16 protein-coding genes are annotated in these 16,567 nt (G+C 66.1%); 8 read left to right on the forward strand and 8 right to left on the reverse strand.

The window, feature by feature from the left end:
- The 3 genes from VN856_RS01335 to mddA all read left to right on the forward strand — a co-directional run.
- On the forward strand, positions 1-701 hold a 701-nt coding region (locus VN856_RS01335; RefSeq protein WP_325685387.1), incomplete at its 5' end, for an LppX_LprAFG lipoprotein.
- Positions 698-2,245 (forward strand): MFS transporter, encoded by a 1,548-nt coding sequence (locus tag VN856_RS01340; protein WP_325685389.1) that lies wholly within the window; start codon positions 698-700, stop codon positions 2,243-2,245. The genes VN856_RS01335 and VN856_RS01340, both read left to right, overlap by 4 nt.
- Before the next feature lie 52 nt (positions 2,246-2,297).
- Entirely contained in the window at positions 2,298-3,131 is an 834-nt protein-coding gene (gene mddA / locus VN856_RS01345; RefSeq protein ID WP_325685391.1) for a methanethiol S-methyltransferase, read from the forward strand.
- Here mddA and VN856_RS01350 read toward each other — a convergent pair.
- Both VN856_RS01350 and VN856_RS01355 read right to left on the reverse strand, forming a co-directional pair.
- On the reverse strand, positions 3,128-3,595 hold the full coding sequence (locus VN856_RS01350) for a hypothetical protein (RefSeq protein ID WP_325685393.1): 468 nt from the start codon (positions 3,593-3,595) through the stop codon (positions 3,128-3,130). The genes mddA and VN856_RS01350 overlap by 4 nt on opposite strands.
- Positions 3,596-3,610: 15 nt before the next feature.
- A complete protein-coding gene (locus VN856_RS01355) occupies positions 3,611-3,904 on the reverse strand; it encodes a DUF4333 domain-containing protein (RefSeq protein ID WP_325685395.1) in 294 nt (97 codons plus the stop codon).
- 234 nt (positions 3,905-4,138) lie between these two features.
- On the opposite strand from VN856_RS01355, the gene VN856_RS01360 reads away from it, so the two are divergent.
- From VN856_RS01360 to VN856_RS01370, 3 genes are all read left to right on the forward strand, one after another.
- A complete protein-coding gene (locus VN856_RS01360; RefSeq protein ID WP_325685397.1) occupies positions 4,139-7,219 on the forward strand; it encodes a BTAD domain-containing putative transcriptional regulator in 3,081 nt (1,026 codons plus the stop codon).
- Between the two features lie 84 nt (positions 7,220-7,303).
- Positions 7,304-7,657 carry a hypothetical protein gene (locus VN856_RS01365; RefSeq protein ID WP_325685399.1) on the forward strand — a complete coding sequence of 118 codons (354 nt, stop codon included), beginning with the start codon at positions 7,304-7,306 and terminating at the stop codon, positions 7,655-7,657.
- The gene (locus VN856_RS01370; RefSeq protein WP_325685401.1) at positions 7,657-8,571 is read left to right on the forward strand and encodes a hypothetical protein; all 915 of its coding nucleotides are present in this window, start codon (positions 7,657-7,659) and stop codon (positions 8,569-8,571) included. The genes VN856_RS01365 and VN856_RS01370 overlap by 1 nt, the downstream gene beginning before the upstream one ends.
- Positions 8,572-8,600: 29 nt before the next feature.
- Here VN856_RS01370 and VN856_RS01375 read toward each other — a convergent pair whose 3' ends face one another.
- On the reverse strand, positions 8,601-9,959 hold the full coding sequence (locus tag VN856_RS01375) for a neutral zinc metallopeptidase (RefSeq protein ID WP_325685403.1): 1,359 nt from the start codon (positions 9,957-9,959) through the stop codon (positions 8,601-8,603).
- A 92-nt stretch (positions 9,960-10,051) separates the two neighbouring features.
- Positions 10,052-10,585: a DUF4333 domain-containing protein gene (locus VN856_RS01380; RefSeq protein WP_325685405.1), complete on the reverse strand. Its 534-nt coding sequence runs from the start codon at positions 10,583-10,585 to the stop codon at positions 10,052-10,054.
- Between the two features lie 221 nt (positions 10,586-10,806).
- On the opposite strand from VN856_RS01380, the gene VN856_RS01385 reads away from it, so the two are divergent.
- Positions 10,807-11,433: a hypothetical protein gene (locus VN856_RS01385; protein WP_325685407.1), complete on the forward strand. Its 627-nt coding sequence runs from the start codon at positions 10,807-10,809 to the stop codon at positions 11,431-11,433.
- A gap of 39 nt (positions 11,434-11,472) precedes the next feature.
- On the opposite strand, the gene ribD is transcribed toward VN856_RS01385, so the two are convergent.
- Together ribD and rpe are read right to left on the reverse strand one after the other, a co-directional pair.
- Positions 11,473-12,456, reverse strand: a complete 984-nt coding sequence (gene ribD, locus VN856_RS01390) for a bifunctional diaminohydroxyphosphoribosylaminopyrimidine deaminase/5-amino-6-(5-phosphoribosylamino)uracil reductase RibD (protein WP_325685440.1) — start codon at positions 12,454-12,456, stop codon at positions 11,473-11,475.
- Between the two features lie 46 nt (positions 12,457-12,502).
- Positions 12,503-13,192: a ribulose-phosphate 3-epimerase gene (gene rpe / locus VN856_RS01395; RefSeq protein WP_325685409.1), complete on the reverse strand. Its 690-nt coding sequence runs from the start codon at positions 13,190-13,192 to the stop codon at positions 12,503-12,505.
- Between the two features lie 168 nt (positions 13,193-13,360).
- Between rpe and VN856_RS01400 the strand changes: the two genes are divergently transcribed.
- On the forward strand, positions 13,361-14,164 hold the full coding sequence (locus tag VN856_RS01400; protein ID WP_325685411.1) for an SHOCT domain-containing protein: 804 nt from the start codon (positions 13,361-13,363) through the stop codon (positions 14,162-14,164).
- A gap of 27 nt (positions 14,165-14,191) precedes the next feature.
- On the opposite strand, the gene VN856_RS01405 is transcribed toward VN856_RS01400, so the two are convergent.
- Both VN856_RS01405 and fmt read right to left on the reverse strand, forming a co-directional pair.
- Positions 14,192-15,616 (reverse strand): RsmB/NOP family class I SAM-dependent RNA methyltransferase, encoded by a 1,425-nt coding sequence (locus VN856_RS01405; RefSeq protein ID WP_325685413.1) that lies wholly within the window; start codon positions 15,614-15,616, stop codon positions 14,192-14,194.
- Complete coding sequence (gene fmt, locus VN856_RS01410) at positions 15,613-16,554, reverse strand: methionyl-tRNA formyltransferase (RefSeq protein ID WP_325685415.1); 942 nt, start codon at positions 16,552-16,554, stop codon at positions 15,613-15,615. Before fmt ends, VN856_RS01405 begins: the two co-directional genes overlap by 4 nt.
- Between the last annotated feature and the right edge of the window lie 13 nt (positions 16,555-16,567).

The following is a 16,567-nucleotide window of genomic DNA, read 5'->3' on the forward strand; positions in this document are numbered from 1 at the left end:
GTCGTCGCCCAATCCTCGCCGTTCTCGCCGCACTCTCGATGGCCGCCGCTGTTGTCAGCGGTTGTTCGTCGTCCTCAAAACAATCCAGCGCACCGCTGCCGGACGCGGCCACGTTGATCAAGGAATCCGCCCAGGCCACCAAAAACGTCAAGAGCGTGCACCTGGTGCTGTCGGTGAACGGCAAGATCAAGCACCTGCCGATCAAGACCCTCACCGGCGACCTGACCACCACGCCCGCCACCGCCGCCCAGGGCAACGCCAACATCACGTTCGGCGGTTCCGACATCGACGCACAGTTCGTGGTCGACGGCGGAACCCTGTTCGCCGCGATGAGCCCCGGCCAATGGGAGAGCTTCGGTCCGGCGGCCGCGATCTACGACCCGTCGTCGATCCTCAAGCCGGACACCGGCCTGGCGAACGTGCTGACCAATCTGAGCAACCCGAAGGCCGAGTCGCGGGAGACGCTCAACGGGCAGAGCACCGTCAAGATCACCGGGACCACCTCGGCGGACGCGGTGAATGGCCTTGCCCCACAGATGAAAGCAACACAACCGGCAAACACGACGGTGTGGATCGAGGAGAACGGTGACCACCAGCTGACCCAGGTCCAGCTGGAGCAGACCCCGGGCAACTCGGTCCAGATGACGCTGTCGAACTGGAACGCGCCGGTGCAGGTCACCAAGCCCCCTGTCGCCCCGTGACGGCGCCCCGGCACGCGGGGCGCGGCGTCGCCATCGGCGCCGGCAGCCTGGCCGTACTGCTCGGTGCACTCGACACCTACGTCGTGGTCACCATCATGCGCGACATCATCAGCACCATTGGCATTCCGGTCAACCATCTGCAGCGCATCACCCCGATCATCACCTGGTATCTGCTGGGCTACATCGCGGCGATGCCGCTGCTGGGCCGGGCATCCGACCGGTTCGGCCGCAAGCTGCTTCTTCAAGTCAGCCTCGCCACCTTCCTGATCGGGTCGGTGATCACCGCGCTGTCCACCAACCTGGATGTGCTGGTGGTTGGCCGCACCATCCAAGGCGTGGCCAGCGGCGCGCTGTTGCCGGTGACGCTGGCACTGGGCGCTGACCTGTGGGCCCAGCGCAACCGCGCGGGCGTCCTCGGGGGCATCGGTGCCGCACAGGAACTGGGCAGCGTGCTCGGCCCGCTCTACGGCATCTTCATCGTCTGGCTGACCAGTCGCTGGCAGGACGTGTTCTGGATCAACGTGCCGTTGGCGCTCGCCGCAATGGTGATGATCCACTTCAGCCTGCCGTCCCGGGACCGCAGCGGCGAGCCGGAGAAAATCGACATCATCGGCGGCCTGCTGCTGGCGATCACTCTGGGTTTGGCGGTCATCGGTCTGTACAACGCCAATCCCGACGGCAAGCACGCGCTGCCCAGCTACGGCCCGCCACTGATTGTTGCCGCCGTCGTCTTCGCGGTGATTTTCTTTGTGTGGGAACGGTTCTCCCGCACCAAACTGATCGAACCCGCCGGGGTGCACTTCCGGCCGTTCCTGTCCGCACTGGGCGCATCGCTATGCGCCGGTGCGGCCCTGATGGTGACCCTTGTCGACGTCGAACTGTTCGCCCAGGGCGTACTCGGCAAGGACCAGGACGACGCCGCCATGATGCTGCTGTGGTTCCTGGCAGCGCTGCCGATCGGCGCGCTCGTGGGCGGCGTGATCGCAACGAGAATCGGCGACCGGGCAGTGGCCTCCGCGGGCCTGTTGATCGCCGCCGGTGGCTACTGGTTCATCTCGAAGTGGTCAGTTGACCTATTGAACGTCCGCCACAACATCTTTGGACTGTCGCTGCCCGCGATGGATACCGATCTGGCAATTGCCGGAATCGGGTTGGGTCTGGTGATCGCCCCGCTGACATCGGCCAGCCTGCGGGTGGTGCCGTCAGCACAGCACGGCATCGCGTCGGCGGCGGTGGTGGTGGCGCGCATGACGGGCATGCTGATCGGGGTGGCCTCGCTGAGCGCCTGGGGCTTTTACCAATTGCCGCAACTCGTAGCGAAATTGGCGTCGGAAGTGCCCGCGAACGCCAGCCTTGCCGAACGTGTCCTGCATCAGGCCACCATGTACCGCCAAGCGTTCGCCGAGATGTACGGCGGAATCTTCAAGGTCACTGTGGTCGTCTGCGTGGTGGGCGCGCTGTTGGGCCTGTTGATCGGCAGTCGGAGCGTGCACGCCGACGAGCCCGAAACCCTGGAAGCCGAACCCGTCGCGCCTCGCGTCTAGACGGTTAGCCGAGCTACTGTATTTGCGCTGAAAAGCGGAGCACAATCTTGATGTGGCGCAAGGCGATGGGTCCACATCGCAGCCGGCCGGCAGTTCCGCCGGCGGTGTCCTCATTGCGGCCTACGGCATATTTGCGTACGCGCTGTTCCTGCTCGCTTTTCTGTACCTGATCGGATTCGTCGATGACGCCGACTTCATGGTCGGCAACGTGCATGTCGTGGGCAAAAGCATCGATCGCGGCGGTCTCGGCGACGGCACTTTCACCGCCACGGCGGTGGCGATCGACGTAGCGTTGCTCGCGCTGTTCGCGGTCCAGCACAGCATCATGGCCAGGGCAGGCTTCAAACGCTGGTGGACCCGCATCGTGCCGCCCAGCGCCGAGCGGTCGACCTACGTCCTTGCCTCCAACCTCTGTCTGATCGTTCTCTTCGCGGCCTGGTTCCCGATCACTCACGACGTTTGGCGAGTAGAAGCCCAGCCCTGGCGAACGTTGCTGACCGTCACCGGTCTTGCCGGGTGGGCGATTGCCCTACTGAGCACCGTGCTCATTGATCATTTCGATTTGTTCGGCGTGCGACAGGTGTTCGCTCGACTGCGGGAGCGGCGGCTCGTCGAGCATCAGTTCACCACGCCCCTTTTCTACCGGGCCGTTCGACACCCGCTATATCTGGGCTTTTTGATCGCATTCTGGGTGACACCGCGGATGACGTTGGGGCACTTGCTCTTTGCGGTCGTGACCACCGGCTACATTCTGGTCGCTGTTCGATTCGAGGAGCGCGACCTCATCCGTATGTTCGGGGAGCAGTACCGCGACTACCGTCGCCGCGTTCCGATGCTGGTCCCGGGCTTGGGCGGTCGCTCTCGAGGTACCCGTCCGACGGGCTAGGTCGGTCGCCCCGACCCGACGGTCCTGATTGCGTTGATCCAGTCGGCGTTCGACGAGACGTAGAAGGCGATTTCTCCCGTCGGTATTTGGACGATCAGGTGCGAACGACCACCTCGCACAGCCGCTTTGAACACATTCGCTTCACGCACGCCAATGATCTCGGCGCAGGGAATGTCAATGACCTTGCCGGTGATGGTGATAAAGATCAGCCGGCGATCGGTGAGCGCGATAGTGCCGCTGTTGTTGACGACCGGGTAACCCGGGGCCGTCGCGCCGCGGTAAACCCCTTTCTCGGCTGGGCGAATCGTCGCTTCGCCTTCGACCGCCGCCGCCATCCGCACCTTGGCGGCACGGGCCCGGCGGCGCCACCACATGATGATCGGAATCCAGATCAGCGCTTGCACCGCGGCGATGCCCAGAACCAGCAGCACGACGAATTCGACGACACTCCAAGCGTTGTGCACAGTGTCCTCCGGCAGCTACGGCGTACGAGGCTGGGTTTTGATGTCGAATTCCACGTCGTCGCCGGCGACCTTGGTGATCCGCATGTGTGCGACGTATGGACCCTCAGGACCCGTGAAGCCACAGTCGAACTCGCCGCCCACCTTGGCTTTGACTCCCGACGGGCAATGCACGTCGTTTGGCTTGAATCCGGTCTGCCGGGAGACGACGTCGACAACCGACTTCGCCGCCCCGTCAGGTTTGACCGTCGCGCCGCAGCCGGTCAGCTGCAGCACCGCAACGCCGGTGAGGGCGCCAACGCCGCACTTCATGCCAAGCTTCCGGATCAACAGTGACCTCGATTCATCAGGGCCTAAGTATGCGGTAGGGGTCCACAGCAATTCATAGTTTCCGCGCGCGCCGGTGCTCGGCGCTTACCCGTCTGAGCTGCGAAACGCCGCTGCGGACCCGCTGCCTGCGGATGAAGGGCCCACGTCGCGACTTCCGGCCATGTATCGTTTGACCGCGATAGCAGCGGTCAGTTAATTCGCTCGTGGTTAGAGGACATGGTCGACTACCAGCTATCCGGCGCGGTCGAGGCCCGTGCCGGGGGGGCTCTGGTGCCGCTCGGCGGCCCGAAACAGCGGTGCGTGCTCGCAGTGCTGCTGGTCAACCACGGGTCGGTCGTGAGCGTCGATCGGCTCATCGACGCGGTGTGGGAGGACAACCCACCGCCGAAAGCGTTGGCGTCGCTGCGGGCATACGTGACCAACCTGCGTCGCGCCCTGCCCGTCTCGACCGACACCGCGTCGCCGGCAAAAGCGCGACTCGCGTCTCGGGCCTATGGCTACCAGCTCACTCTGCTCGGCGATGATTCGGTCGACCTGCACCGCTTCGAAAAGCTGGTCAAGGACGGGCGCTCCGCGCTCATCCGGGGCGCGGCAGCTGACGCTCTTGACACGCTCAGTACGGCGCTGACGCTGTGGCGGGGCGATCCATTCGGCGAATTCACGCACCGCGATTTCGCTCACGCCGACGCCACGCGGTATGTCGCGCTGCGCCACACCGCGATCGAGGCACGGTTCGACGCCGCGCTGCAATGCGGCGACGGCGGTGATCTGGTTCCCGAGATCGAGGCCGCGATCGCTGCTGACCCGACCGAGGAACGGCTCTGGGGCCATCTGATGGTGGCCCTGTATCGGACGGGCCGCACGTCCGATGCGGTCCGCGCGTTCGACCGCGCCCGCACGACGCTGGATCGCGAACTCGGCACAGCTCCCGGCGACGGGCTGCAGACCCTCTACCGAAAGATCTGTGACAAATCCGCCGACCTGCACTTCAGGCCGCCCGTCGTCGCACCCGCAGTGTCCGCGGGGCCAGACGTGCACGACCCGCTACCGTTCGTCGGTCGAGCATCCGAACTGGACACCATCACCACCGCACTGGGTGGCGCCAACGCGGGATCAGGCGGCTTGATCCTGCTCACGGGTGACAGCGGGATCGGCAAAACAGCACTCGCACAGGCAGTTTCAGCGGGAGCTCGGCAATCGGGCATGACGGTGGCGTGGGCCGCGCATCCACCCGGCATCCGGCTGCCACTGATGTGGACCTGGATACAGCTCTTGCGCAAGCTCGGCGATGAGCTCGGCGAGCCCGGACGCAACGCGGTGCGTCGCGTCGCGCCCGGCGTCATCGACGCACTCGTTCCCGAATGGGCGAGCCGGGACACCACGAGTTCGGGCGTTCGGGCCGCCGCTACCGGGTTCGCCCTCATCGAGGGCGTGGTGGCCGCCCTGTGCGAACTGTCCACGATTCGCCCGCTGCTGCTCATTCTCGACGATCTGCATCTCGCCGATCCCCCGTCCGGCAACACGCTGTCCGTCCTGAGCACACAGCTTGGCCGCGTGCCGATCCAGGTGATCGCGAACTGGACGTACTTCGGCAGCGGCCGGCCCGTCAACCGGAATACGTTCGAGCGGCTGGTCCGCTCGGAGTCCGCACGGTCGATCCATCTGGACGGCCTCGGATCCGACGCCGCAGCCACGCTTGTCGACGCACTGGCCGGAACTTCGACCGAGGACGAGGTGTCGCGCTACGTGTGGAGCCGCACCAACGGAAACCCCTTGTACATAAGGGAACTCATGTCCGTCTTGATCGCGCACAATCGGGTGCATGACGTGTCCGACGGACACACCGGCGACGTCTCTGAAGCCGTGGCCGGGATGGTCGGCCAGCGGCTGGGCCGCCTCGACCGGCCGAGTAGACGCGCGCTGGCGGCCGCCGCGGTGATCGGCCCGGAGTTCGACATCGCCGACCTCGCTGACGTCGTGGATCTGTCGGTATCCACTGTTCAGGCTCGGCTGCGATCCGCCTACGAAACCGGGCTGCTGGACGAGGTAGCTCATCGGCCCGGTTGCTACCGGTTCGGCCACGGTCTGCTCCACGATGCTGTCCTGGCCCTCGTTCCCGGGTCTGAACGGGCCGCGGTGCACGCAGCCATTGCCTCCAACAACGCCGTGGGCATCGCTACCGCCGCCTACGAAGACGTCATCTCGATCGCCGACCACGCCTGGCGCGCCGGCACCGAGCTGAACCCCGAAACCGCGCTGGAGATTCACGAAACCGCGATCCAGCGGGCCCTCACCCGCTCGGCGTACGACGACATCGCCATTGTTGCCGGGCATGCTCTGGAGGTGTGCCGCAGACTGTCGCCCAAACCCGAACCGCTGCAACGGCAGGCCACTCTGTGGCTGCATCTGGCCGGTGCGCACGGGATTCTTGACGGCCAGAACAGCCCGGCCGCCGCGGCGGCCGTCCAGCGCGCCTTCGACATCGGCGAACACGCCAGCGGCCGGCACTTCCACGGCGCCGTCGCCATGCAGTGCTACATGCTGTGCATCCGCGGCCGTCTGGATGAAGCACAAGCCCTGGCAAGCGGACTCGCCGCGCAGTACGCCGCATCCGGCGATCCCGATATCGGTGTGTCGAGCCACTTCGTTCAGGTCATGCTGCACACCTTGCGCGGAGAACTCGAAGCTCAGGAGTCGGTCGCCGGAATGATGATGGCGCGCTTTCCCCCGCCCGAGACGGTCGCCGACCCGCTGGTGTTCTTTCACCCCCGGGTGTATTGCTGGCTGAGTTTGGGCAGGGCACTCGTCGGGGACCGCGCCGGCGCCCACCGACAGCGCCGTGTCGCACTGGAAATGGCGCAGAGCCGGCGGGCCCACTTCGACGTTCTCGCGGCCAAGTTGGTGAGGGTGGAAATCGATGCGATCCTGGGCATCACCGACGGCACTGCGGCCGCGGCCGAGGACGTGTATCAGGAGATGCTTGCCGCCGGATCCCCGCAATGGGCCGCATGCGCGCAGATGATCGGGGTATGGGCACAGACGCTTTCGGGCGCCGGCGGCGATCCCGCGATCGCGTTCGAGGCATTCGACGACTACACCGGCGACGGCAGCACGGTGATGACGCCGTTCTTCCTGGCGTTGCTCGCCGACATCGAAAACTATTACGGCCGCTCCGATCACGCCCGGGAATTGCTTGCACAAGCCAGGGCGGTGATCGACGCCACCGGCGAACATGTGTGGGATGGGCAACTGGCCCAACGGCTCGCGACCGCGTCGATCGTAGGGTCTCGCGGCTAGCCGGACTCCAATCAGGATCCAATTCGACTTGGCTAACCTGCCGGTTTGCAACTGCGCCAGCAGTAGCCGTGAGGAGACACGCCGATGAGTATCAGCGAACCGCCACCGCCGCAGCGCGGGCTGACTCGCGAGGAGCGGGGCCGGGATGTCAGTGCGGCACAAGCCGAAGCTGAGGCGCAGACGTCCACCGGCCGAAGGATGTTGCTATCCATGAGCCCGCGCTTCGTCCTGTCGCAGGCCGAGGGCTACCCGGTCGTGATCAAGCAGTTCCTGCAGTTCTGCTTGATTCTCATCTACCCGGCCTGGGTCGTCGGGGTGCTGGCCTCGGCGGCGATCTACTACGCGGTGTATTCCGTTTTGTGGGTGCTGTTCTGGCCCGTGCGGGCATGGATGAAGAAGAACCGCCCGGAAGACTACGCCGCGAGCCAACTGAAATAGTGCGACGCTTCCTCCGCCCGGCACCAGCAGAGATCACCGTCTCACCGTCCGTCGTCTCCCCCCGTCAGTCGATCGACGTGAAAGTGGTCGCGCCCAAACCGATTGGCAACGTCACGTCGGCGCGAATCGAACTGGGCTACGACAACTTCTACCGCTACCGGTGGGCGGGCCGCGCTGATGCGGCGGCCACGGCCACCACCGACGCGATGTGGTTGACCCAAGATGTCGGCACCACCTACGGCACCGATCGCAACACCAAGGACTGGGTCAGTGTCGACACGATCGAATTGCCCACCGCGACATCCGAATTCACGGACGGATCGGCTACATTTCGGATCCCGTCGTGGGCGCCGGCGTCGTCGTCGCAGATCGCCGGCTGGTCATGCCGTCTGGTTGTGCAGCGCCGCGGGCTTGATGTCGACGAGCAGGCCGAATTCACCGTCGTCACCGGCGTCGACGACGCCCCCACCGACATCGGGGCTCCGGAACAGGTCACTGGCAGCGTGGCGACCCGGCTCGACATCGAATTGTCCCGGGTGGTCTTTCGCGCCGGCGAGACAATCGAGGGCGACCTACTCATCACACCCAGCCGCGACCTGCCGGACGGCGACGTGCGGGTGAAGTGGCAGGGGCAACGGGACTCCCACCCCCTCACTCGCACACCAGGATTCGACGAGACCATCAACGGTCGGACCGTGCAGTTGGAGAAGCGGGTGACGCTGCGCGGGGGCGCACAGGTGCGACTGCCCTTCCAACTGGAACTGCCTTCGGATGCAGCCCCCACCGCCAGCGCGGTCCACTCGTCGATGCGCTGGTTTGTCAGCGCGACGATGTTTTACGCCGGCTTCGGCAGCCCCGGGACCGAGTCCGTACGGCGACCCATTGCGGTCGTCAGCACCGCGGGAACCGGTTAGCGGCTGATTGAGTAGAACCGTGAACACCGCTAGCTGGCGCGAGTGACGCAGGCTTTGGCACCGTTCATGACGCCGTCGCGGTAAGCGTCGACCCGGACTGAGCCGTGCCCTTGGCGGGCGACGTCACCGGAACCACGGAAGACCATCAGCGCGGTGATGCCCTTGTCGAGGTCACCAGGCGACATCTTGAAGCCACTCTCCGGACGGTCCTCGAGCAGGATGCTGGCGGCCCACGCACCGGCCATGCAGTCAGCCCGCAGCGACGTGAGCTTGTCGGTGGCGTCCTGACCGCCATGCGACAGCACGGCCAGCCCGTACTGGGTGGCGATCAGTGTGGCGACCGCGAAATCGCCGCCCTGCTCGTAGATCTGGGGCATCGCCTTCACCGCGTCGAATCCCACGTAGTCCTCGGGCACGCAGTAGAACAGCGCGTAGTCAGAGGTGGACTGACCGCCGCAGGTGGGCGCTTCCGCCGGGTTGAACGCCTTGGCCGGTTGCAACGGTGTCCAGGGCTGCCCGGTCAGCTTCGGGTAGACCTGCGACCAGTAGTCCTCGAGGTCGGTCGGGATGCCGGCGATGATGTCGTCGTAGGGCGCGTTACCGCCGCTGTCCACATCGGCTGCACTGTTGAACGGAATCTCGACCACGGGCGGATCGCCGGGCTTGTATCCCTTGCACGCACTCGCGCCGTTGTCGAACCCGTTCTGGAATGAGTTCACCCGGTCGAAGCCGCTGCCGTGAGCCTGCGGGTCACGCTTCTCGGTCCCGGGTTCGTCGCGCAGGAACAGGAAACCGGCCAGCGCATTGTCGAGATCGTCGGCGCTCGGCTTGAACGCGTCGGTCTTGGTCGCGTGCGCCGCCCATGCGCCGGCGAAGCAATCGGCCTGGATCTCCTTGACGACCGTCGGGCCCTCGAAATTGGATCGAGCCTGGATGGCGTGCCCCCACTCGTGAGCCAGCACGACCGGAATGACGAAGTCGCCGAACCGTTTCCGCAAGTCGGGAAGCAGCTGTTCGACATCCCAGGCGACGTCGTCGGCCTTCGAGCAGTAGAACGCGTTACCGGAGATGTCGGCGGCGGCCTGCGCGCAGGGCGCGAACTGCCCGGACGACGGAGTGACCGCGTAGAAACCGCCCTTCACAGGCGTGTAGTCCTTCCCGTACAACTTGGGAAACTCGCCGCCCCAAAATGCCTGCAGGTCAGCAATGGCCTTGATGACGATCTTGTTCACCGGGCTGGACGCGTCGCCGTGGATGTGCACCGAATCGGTCGCTGGGGCGGTACTCGACGCCGGGGCCGACGACTTGTTCGCGCTGCAGCTGGCGCACGCCAGCAGCGCCGCCGCAGCAAACACTGCGAGGCGTGAATACCAATTGCTTTTCGGCATCAGTTGCCCTTCTTTCGCCACCATTAATGCGTATACGGGGCGGACACAATACGCACCAGTGTTTGGAAATTTATTGGAATGATTCTTGGGGATTACTTGGGCTGGTCGTCGACCTTGAAATCGAAGTGCACATCGCCGGCGTCGACCTCGGTGACGGTGACGGTGACTCCGTAGGTTTGGCCCTCGTCCTTGAGCTCGCATCGTAAGGTCGCGCCCTGGTTGCCCTTGAGGTTGTCAGGGCAAGTGACGGAGTCCGGCTTGCGGCCGACCTTCTCGGTGAGCTGCTCGCTGAGCTTGCTCGCGACCAGGGCCTTGTCGATCGTCTCCACCATGTCGAACTGGACGTCGTCGCCCTTTACGCTGGTAGCGGTGACATTGACGTTGTAGTCCTGGCCTTTGATCTTCATCGCGCAGTTCAACTGCGCTCCGACCTGGCCCTTGAGGCCGTCCGGGCAGGAGACCGAATCCGGCTTGTTGCCCTGCGCGTCGGTCATCTTGGCGGTGATCTGCTTGGCGATGTCGTCCTTGCTCACCATCTTCGGACCACTCGAGCACGCCGTGAGGCCGGTCAGGGTGCACGCAATTGCACTGGCGACAAATAATGTCCGCGAAAACGAGTGGGTCATGTCCGCCTTTCAGCCATCCGATCAAGAGGAATGGCGAAGTATTGCATGTGAAACAGCGGCCAGACATTAGTATAAATGTAAATTTTACGTTAACGAACACGACTAAAAGCAGGCATTTATCGACATCGACACTTACACGTCAGCTACGGTGCCAGCAACCCTCAAGCGTTCAGCAGGCGCTGAACCGGCGGGCAACTCGACTACATGATGGGAGCGCATTGATGAAAACCCCGGTGATCGCGGTGGCGGGCTTGGCGGCAGCCACTGCGCTGGTGGGTATGTCGGCGACCGGCTGCAGCAGCAAGTCGGACAAGGCGACGTCGTCGTCATCGTCGGCATCGGCCACCTCCACGAGCTCGGCCGGCTCACAGTCGAGTTCGCCGGCCGCCGAGTCGGGTGGTTACGCCAAGCTGTTGATCAAGGCTGAAGACATCGCCCTGCCCGGCGATACCTTCACGGCCGCGCCGCCAACCGAGAATCCGAACGGAAAGTCAGGTGTGGCAACGGTTTTCAGCAACCAGGGCGACACGCGGGAAATCGGCGACACCATCATGATCCTGCCGGATGCGGCCGGTGCCGCGACCGCGCTGGAGGGGGCCAGGTCATCGCTCGGTAGCGCGGTCAAGGGCGGGGAGGCGCAGCCGGCGGCGGTCGGCGAAGGGGGAACGATAGTTTCGGGCACTTCACCGGATGACTCCAAGTCGGTGACCGTGCTGATCTTCAGCGAGGGCAAATCGTTCGTCACCCTCGAATTCGACGGCAAGCCAGACGACCCGGTGCCGCCGGCGTTCGCCACCGACATCGGCCAGAAGCAGGACGCCGCGATCAAGAGCGGCCTGGCCGGCTGACCAGCTTGGTGCCGCGATTCCGGGACGGGCCGCAAGGCCTTATCGCGGCACCAAGCTCAGCACCAAGTCGGGGCCCACTCGTTCGACGCCGTCGTAGCGCCAGCGCAAGGCCCGCGCGATATTCGGCACCCCGACGTCGTCGACCGCGGCGATCGGCCCGCCGAGCAGTATCGGCGCGACGTAGGCCAGGATGCGGTCGATCGCACCGGCCCGCAGGAATGCGCCGGCCAGCGTGGGCCCGCCTTCGAGCAACACGTCGGTGCGATCGGACAACGCTTGCAGCACCTCGGCCGGCTCGTGCGTGCGAATCACCATGGTGCGTGAGTCGTCGTTGAGAACCTTTGCCTCCGAATGGATGTCGCGCATACCAACCACCACCCGCAACGGCTGGCGGTCGGCGAGGCCGCCGTCGGCCAGACGGGCCGTCAACGTCGGGTCATCGGCGAGCACCGTGCCGGTGCCGACCACGATCGCGTCGGCGGTCGCCCGGCGTCGGTGCACATCGGCACGGGCGGCTTCGCTGGTGATCCATTGACTTGAGCCATCGGCGGCGGCGCTTCGGCCGTCGATGCTGGTGGCGTATTTCCACGTCACATGCGGCAGGCCGGTGCGCTGCTTGTGCAGCCATTCTCGCAGCGGTCCGGCCGTGACCAGGTCGGCTTGGGTATCGCCGACGACGCGGACCCCGGCGGCCGCCAGCCGCGCCGCACCGCCTGCGGCCTTGGGATTCGGGTCGCTCACCGCATAGATCACCGTCGCGATGCCGGCTTCGAGCAACGCATCCACGCACGGCGGCGTTTTGCCGTGGTGGTTGCAGGGTTCCAGGGTGACCACCGCGGTACCGCCGGCGGCCAACCGACCCGCCCGGCGCAGCGCCACCACCTCGGCATGAGCGCTGCCCGTGCGCTGCGTGCCGCCGACACCGACGACTTGGCCGTCGCGATCCAGGATGACGGCGCCGACCGGCGGATTTGGATAGGTCCTGCCCTTGACCAGATCGGCTTGCTCAACGGCCAGGTGCATGGCGGCGTCGTGGCTGAGGGCCGCCGCCTCGGTGCTCACCGGCGGCTCACCGGCGTAGGTGCGGTGACACGGCACCCGCCTGCCGCCGCAACGCCTCGACCGCGGCGCCGGGGTCGTCGGCGCCGTAGACGGCTGATCCGGCGACGAAGCAGTCGACACCCGCTTCGGCGGCCTGCTCGATCGTGTCGGCGTTGATGCCACCGTCGATCTCGACCAGGATGGTCAACTCACCGGAGTCGACGAGCTTGCGCACCTCGCGCACCTTGCTCAGCACCTCGGGGATGAAATTCTGTCCACCGAAGCCCGGCTCGACCGACATCACCAGGAACGTGTCGAAGTCTTTGAGGATGTCCAGGTACGGGTCCAGCGGGGTACCGGGTTTGATGCTCAATCCCGCTTTGGCGCCGGCTGCGCGGATGTCCCGGGCCACGCTGACCGGATTGTCGGTGGCCTCGGCGTGAAATGTGACGTTGTACGCGCCCGCTTCGGCGTACGGGGGCGCCCAGCGCTCGGGATTCTCGATCATCAGGTGGCAATCCATGGGAATGTCACTGGCGGCCAGCAAGCTCTCGACCACCGGCAGCCCGATCGTGAGGTTCGGCACGAAGTGCGCGTCCATAACGTCGACGTGCAGCCAGTCGGCGCCCTCGACGGCGGCGGCCTGGTCGGCGAGCCGGGCGAAGTCGGCGGCCAGTATCGACGGCGCGATCAGCGGCCGATCGGTCTTGCCTGACATGAAAGAGAGCTTACTGGGGGCCAACTGTGGCGACGATGCGCGCCGAACGGGGGGTCCGGGGCGCCTGAGCCGGCTGCGCGAGCGAGTATGTGGTCGGGATTGTCAACAGTCGTCCGGGCCGCCGCAGTTGCGTAATCTCGATCTCATAACCACGACGAAAGATGTGCGATGACGAAGGCAACGGTTTCCCCCGAGGCGGAGACGGCCATCGGCGATATCGCCCGGCGCCACGGGCTTTCCCGTGATGCGGTGCTCGCCATGCTGCTGGCCATTCGCGCAGGCGGCGGCACCATGGCGCAGTTCTCCATCCCCGAGCTGGGCGGTTCCGGGCAGTGGATGCGGGGCGGCATGACGATGGTCGGCGACATGTTCGACAATGCGCTCAAGGCTCGGGTCGATGCGCTGTGTGGTGAACTAGCGCAACTGCTCGCCAGCACGACGGTATTTCCCGCCTCGACCACGAGTTCCGGGATCGGGTTTACGTCGGCCAACTGGTGGCCCGCCGATCTCGGCGTGCCGAGCGCGACCGGCGCTCAGAACGATGCCCGCTATGCCATCTTCCCGAGCACTCGACGGCTGGCAATCCAGATCAACGGCGTGACAAAGATATTCGACACCGGCGAGCACTACATCGGTGGCGTACAGCAACAGCAGGGCGGCGGATACGGCTCGGTGAGCTTCACCAGCCAGCGTGGCACATTCTCGGTAGCCAGTCTGTCCGAGCTGGGTGCTCACGAGGTGGCCGAAACCCCTACTGCCGCGCCCGCTCCGCAATTCCAGGGGCAATACCAGTCCAGCCAGCCACCGAAATCACCGCCTCCGCCGCAGGCACCCGAACCTGGCCGGGGCGAGTCCGGAGATCCGGCGGCGATCGTCGCGGCCATCGAGTCGCTGGCCGGGTTGCATCAACGCGGGATCTTGTCTGACGATGAGTTCGCCGCCAAGAAGGCCGAACTCCTCGCGCGGCTCTAAGCTCGTCGCGGCAAGTAGACGCTCGCGCTAGCCGTCCAGCTTCGTCAAGGCTGCGGCGAACATGGCGTCGGTGCCGTGCCGATGCGGCCACAACTGAACGTAGGGGCCGTCGCCCAGATCGGCCACCGGCTCGAACAACGGCCGGGTATCAAGCGCGGTCACTGGATGACGGCGCAACGCGTCGCCGACTACCCCGATCGTCTCGGCCAGATGCGGCGAGCAGGTCGCATACAAAACCACACCACCGGGCCGGGTCAACGCGATTGCAGCTGAGAGCAATTCGCGTTGCAACCGAGTCAGCGCCGGAACGTCGGCGGGCTGTCGTCGCCACCGCGCGTCGGGTCGGCGACGCAGCGCACCCAAACCGGTGCACGGCGCGTCGACCAGTACCCGGTCGAAACCCGGCTCAAGCCCGGTGCTGCGCCCGTCGACCCGCAGCACGTCGACCGGCAGGCCGCTGGTGTTCTGCACGACCAGGTCGGCGCGGTGTTCGGCGGGCTCTACCGCAGTGACCCGCGCTCCGGATTCGGCGGCGATCGCGGCCAACAGCGCGGTTTTGCCGCCCGGGCCGGCGCACAGGTCGAGCCACCGCCCGTGGTCGTCGGCCAGCGGCGCGAGAGTGAGCGCGCGGGCAACCAATTGGCTGCCCTCGTCCTGCACGAGCGCCTGCCCGTCGCGCACCGCGGGAATTTGCGCGGGGTCACCTGATGGCAGGTACACCGCGTACGGCGAAAACCGGCCCACGTCGCCATTGACCGCACCGGCCAGCTCCTCGGCGGTCAGCACGCCCGGCCGGGCCGCCAGGTGCACCTGCGGTCGTTCGTCGTCGGCGGCCAGTGCCGCGTCGAGTTCACCGGCAGAAGCGCCCAACGCGTCGATGAACGACTGTGCGACCCAGCGCGGGTGGGCCCGCACGAAAGCGGCATGCCCCACCGGGTCGACCGATCGGTCGGGCGCCAGCTCGTCGACCCAGGACTGCTCGTCGCGACTACTGATCGTTCTCAGCACCGCGTTGACGAAACCCGCACGTGACGAATCAAATTCGATTCCGGCCTGCTCGACGGTGGTCGAGACGGCGGCGTGTGCGTCGACGCGGGTGCGTAGAAGTTGATATGTCCCCAGCCGCAGCAGGTCGAGCAATACCGGATTGATCGTCTCCGGTTCCCGATTGGCGGCCGAGCCGATGACGGCGTCCAGCAGACCGCGGACCCGGCTGCTGCCGTAGGTCAGCTCGGTGGCGAACGCGGCGTCACGACCGCTGATCCCCCGCTCGCGCAATAGAACTGGTAGCAGCAGGTTGGGATACGCGTCGCGCTCGCGCACGGCCTGGAGAACATCGAACGCGGCGCGACGGGCCGGATCCAGCGGCTTGCGTCGCGGCGGCCGCGCCGATCGCTGCGGCGCGCGCGTGTTCGGCCGCTCGCGGCGCGGCCTGTCCGGTGGCGGGGTCATGACGCGCGCATGGTGGGCTCGAGGCGGGCTCCCCTGGCCCAGTCGACGGCGTTCATCAGCTTCTTGCCCGGGGCCTGCACCTGACCGAGCCGTACCGGCTGCGAGGCAGTGCCGATCCGTACAGTGCGGCGATCCACGTGAATGTCGCCGGGCAACAACGGCTTTGGCAGGTTCTGCTCCTCGTTATCGATGTACACCGGCCCGAGTTTGACGCGCAGATCACCGATCAGGGTCCACGCCCCCGGGTTGGGTGTCACGGCGCGCACGCGCCGCTCGACCACCTCGGCCGGAAGGTCCCAACGGACGCGCGCCTGTTCGACGGTGATCTTCGGCGCGATGCTGACGCCGTCGGTCGACTGCGGGATCGGGCTGAGCGTCCCGTCCGCGATGCCGTCCAGGGTGGCCGACAGCAACGCCGCACCCGAAATCGCCAGCCGGTCAAGCAGATCCCCCGCAGTGTCGATCGGGCGCACCGACTCGGTGACCACACCGTAGACCGGCCCGGAGTCCAGCCCGGATTCGATTTGAAACGTCGTCGCACCGGTGACAGCGTCACCCGCCGCGATCGCCGCTTGCACCGGAGCCGCGCCGCGCCAGGCGGGCAGCAACGAGAAGTGAAGGTTGACCCAGCCACGCGCCGGCACCGCGAGCAGTTCGTCACGCAAAAGCGCCCCGAACGCCACCACCGGACAGCAGTCGGGCCGCAGGTCTGACAGCTCGGCGACGAACTCCGCGGAGTTGGGCCGTTCCGGGCGCAGTACCGGGATGCCCTGCTCCAGGGCGAGACGGGCTACCGGTGACGGCTGTGTCTTGCCGTGACGGCCCGAGGCGGCATCCGGCCGGGTGAGCACCGCAACAACCTCATGACGTGGCGAGTCGATCAGACCGCGCAGCGCGGGCAGCGCGGGCGCCGGGGTTCCGGCAAAGACGAGACGCACCGGATCAGTCTAT

Source organism: Mycobacterium sp., from assembly GCF_035603715.1.
GTDB lineage: Bacteria > Actinomycetota > Actinomycetes > Mycobacteriales > Mycobacteriaceae > Mycobacterium.

Coding starts and splice junctions, on each gene's coding strand:
- VN856_RS01380 (WP_325685405.1), bottom strand. CDS start 10,585: ATGACCCACTCGTTTTCGCGGACATTATTTGTCGCCAGTGCAATTGCG.
- VN856_RS01375 (WP_325685403.1), bottom strand. CDS start 9,959: ATGCCGAAAAGCAATTGGTATTCACGCCTCGCAGTGTTTGCTGCGGCG.
- VN856_RS01385 (WP_325685407.1), top strand. CDS start 10,807: ATGAAAACCCCGGTGATCGCGGTGGCGGGCTTGGCGGCAGCCACTGCG.
- rpe (WP_325685409.1), bottom strand. CDS start 13,192: ATGTCAGGCAAGACCGATCGGCCGCTGATCGCGCCGTCGATACTGGCC.
- VN856_RS01400 (WP_325685411.1), top strand. CDS start 13,361: ATGACGAAGGCAACGGTTTCCCCCGAGGCGGAGACGGCCATCGGCGAT.
- VN856_RS01365 (WP_325685399.1), top strand. CDS start 7,304: ATGAGTATCAGCGAACCGCCACCGCCGCAGCGCGGGCTGACTCGCGAG.
- VN856_RS01355 (WP_325685395.1), bottom strand. CDS start 3,904: ATGAAGTGCGGCGTTGGCGCCCTCACCGGCGTTGCGGTGCTGCAGCTG.
- VN856_RS01360 (WP_325685397.1), top strand. CDS start 4,139: ATGGTCGACTACCAGCTATCCGGCGCGGTCGAGGCCCGTGCCGGGGGG.
- VN856_RS01405 (WP_325685413.1), bottom strand. CDS start 15,616: ATGACCCCGCCACCGGACAGGCCGCGCCGCGAGCGGCCGAACACGCGC.
- ribD (WP_325685440.1), bottom strand. CDS start 12,456: ATGCACCTGGCCGTTGAGCAAGCCGATCTGGTCAAGGGCAGGACCTAT.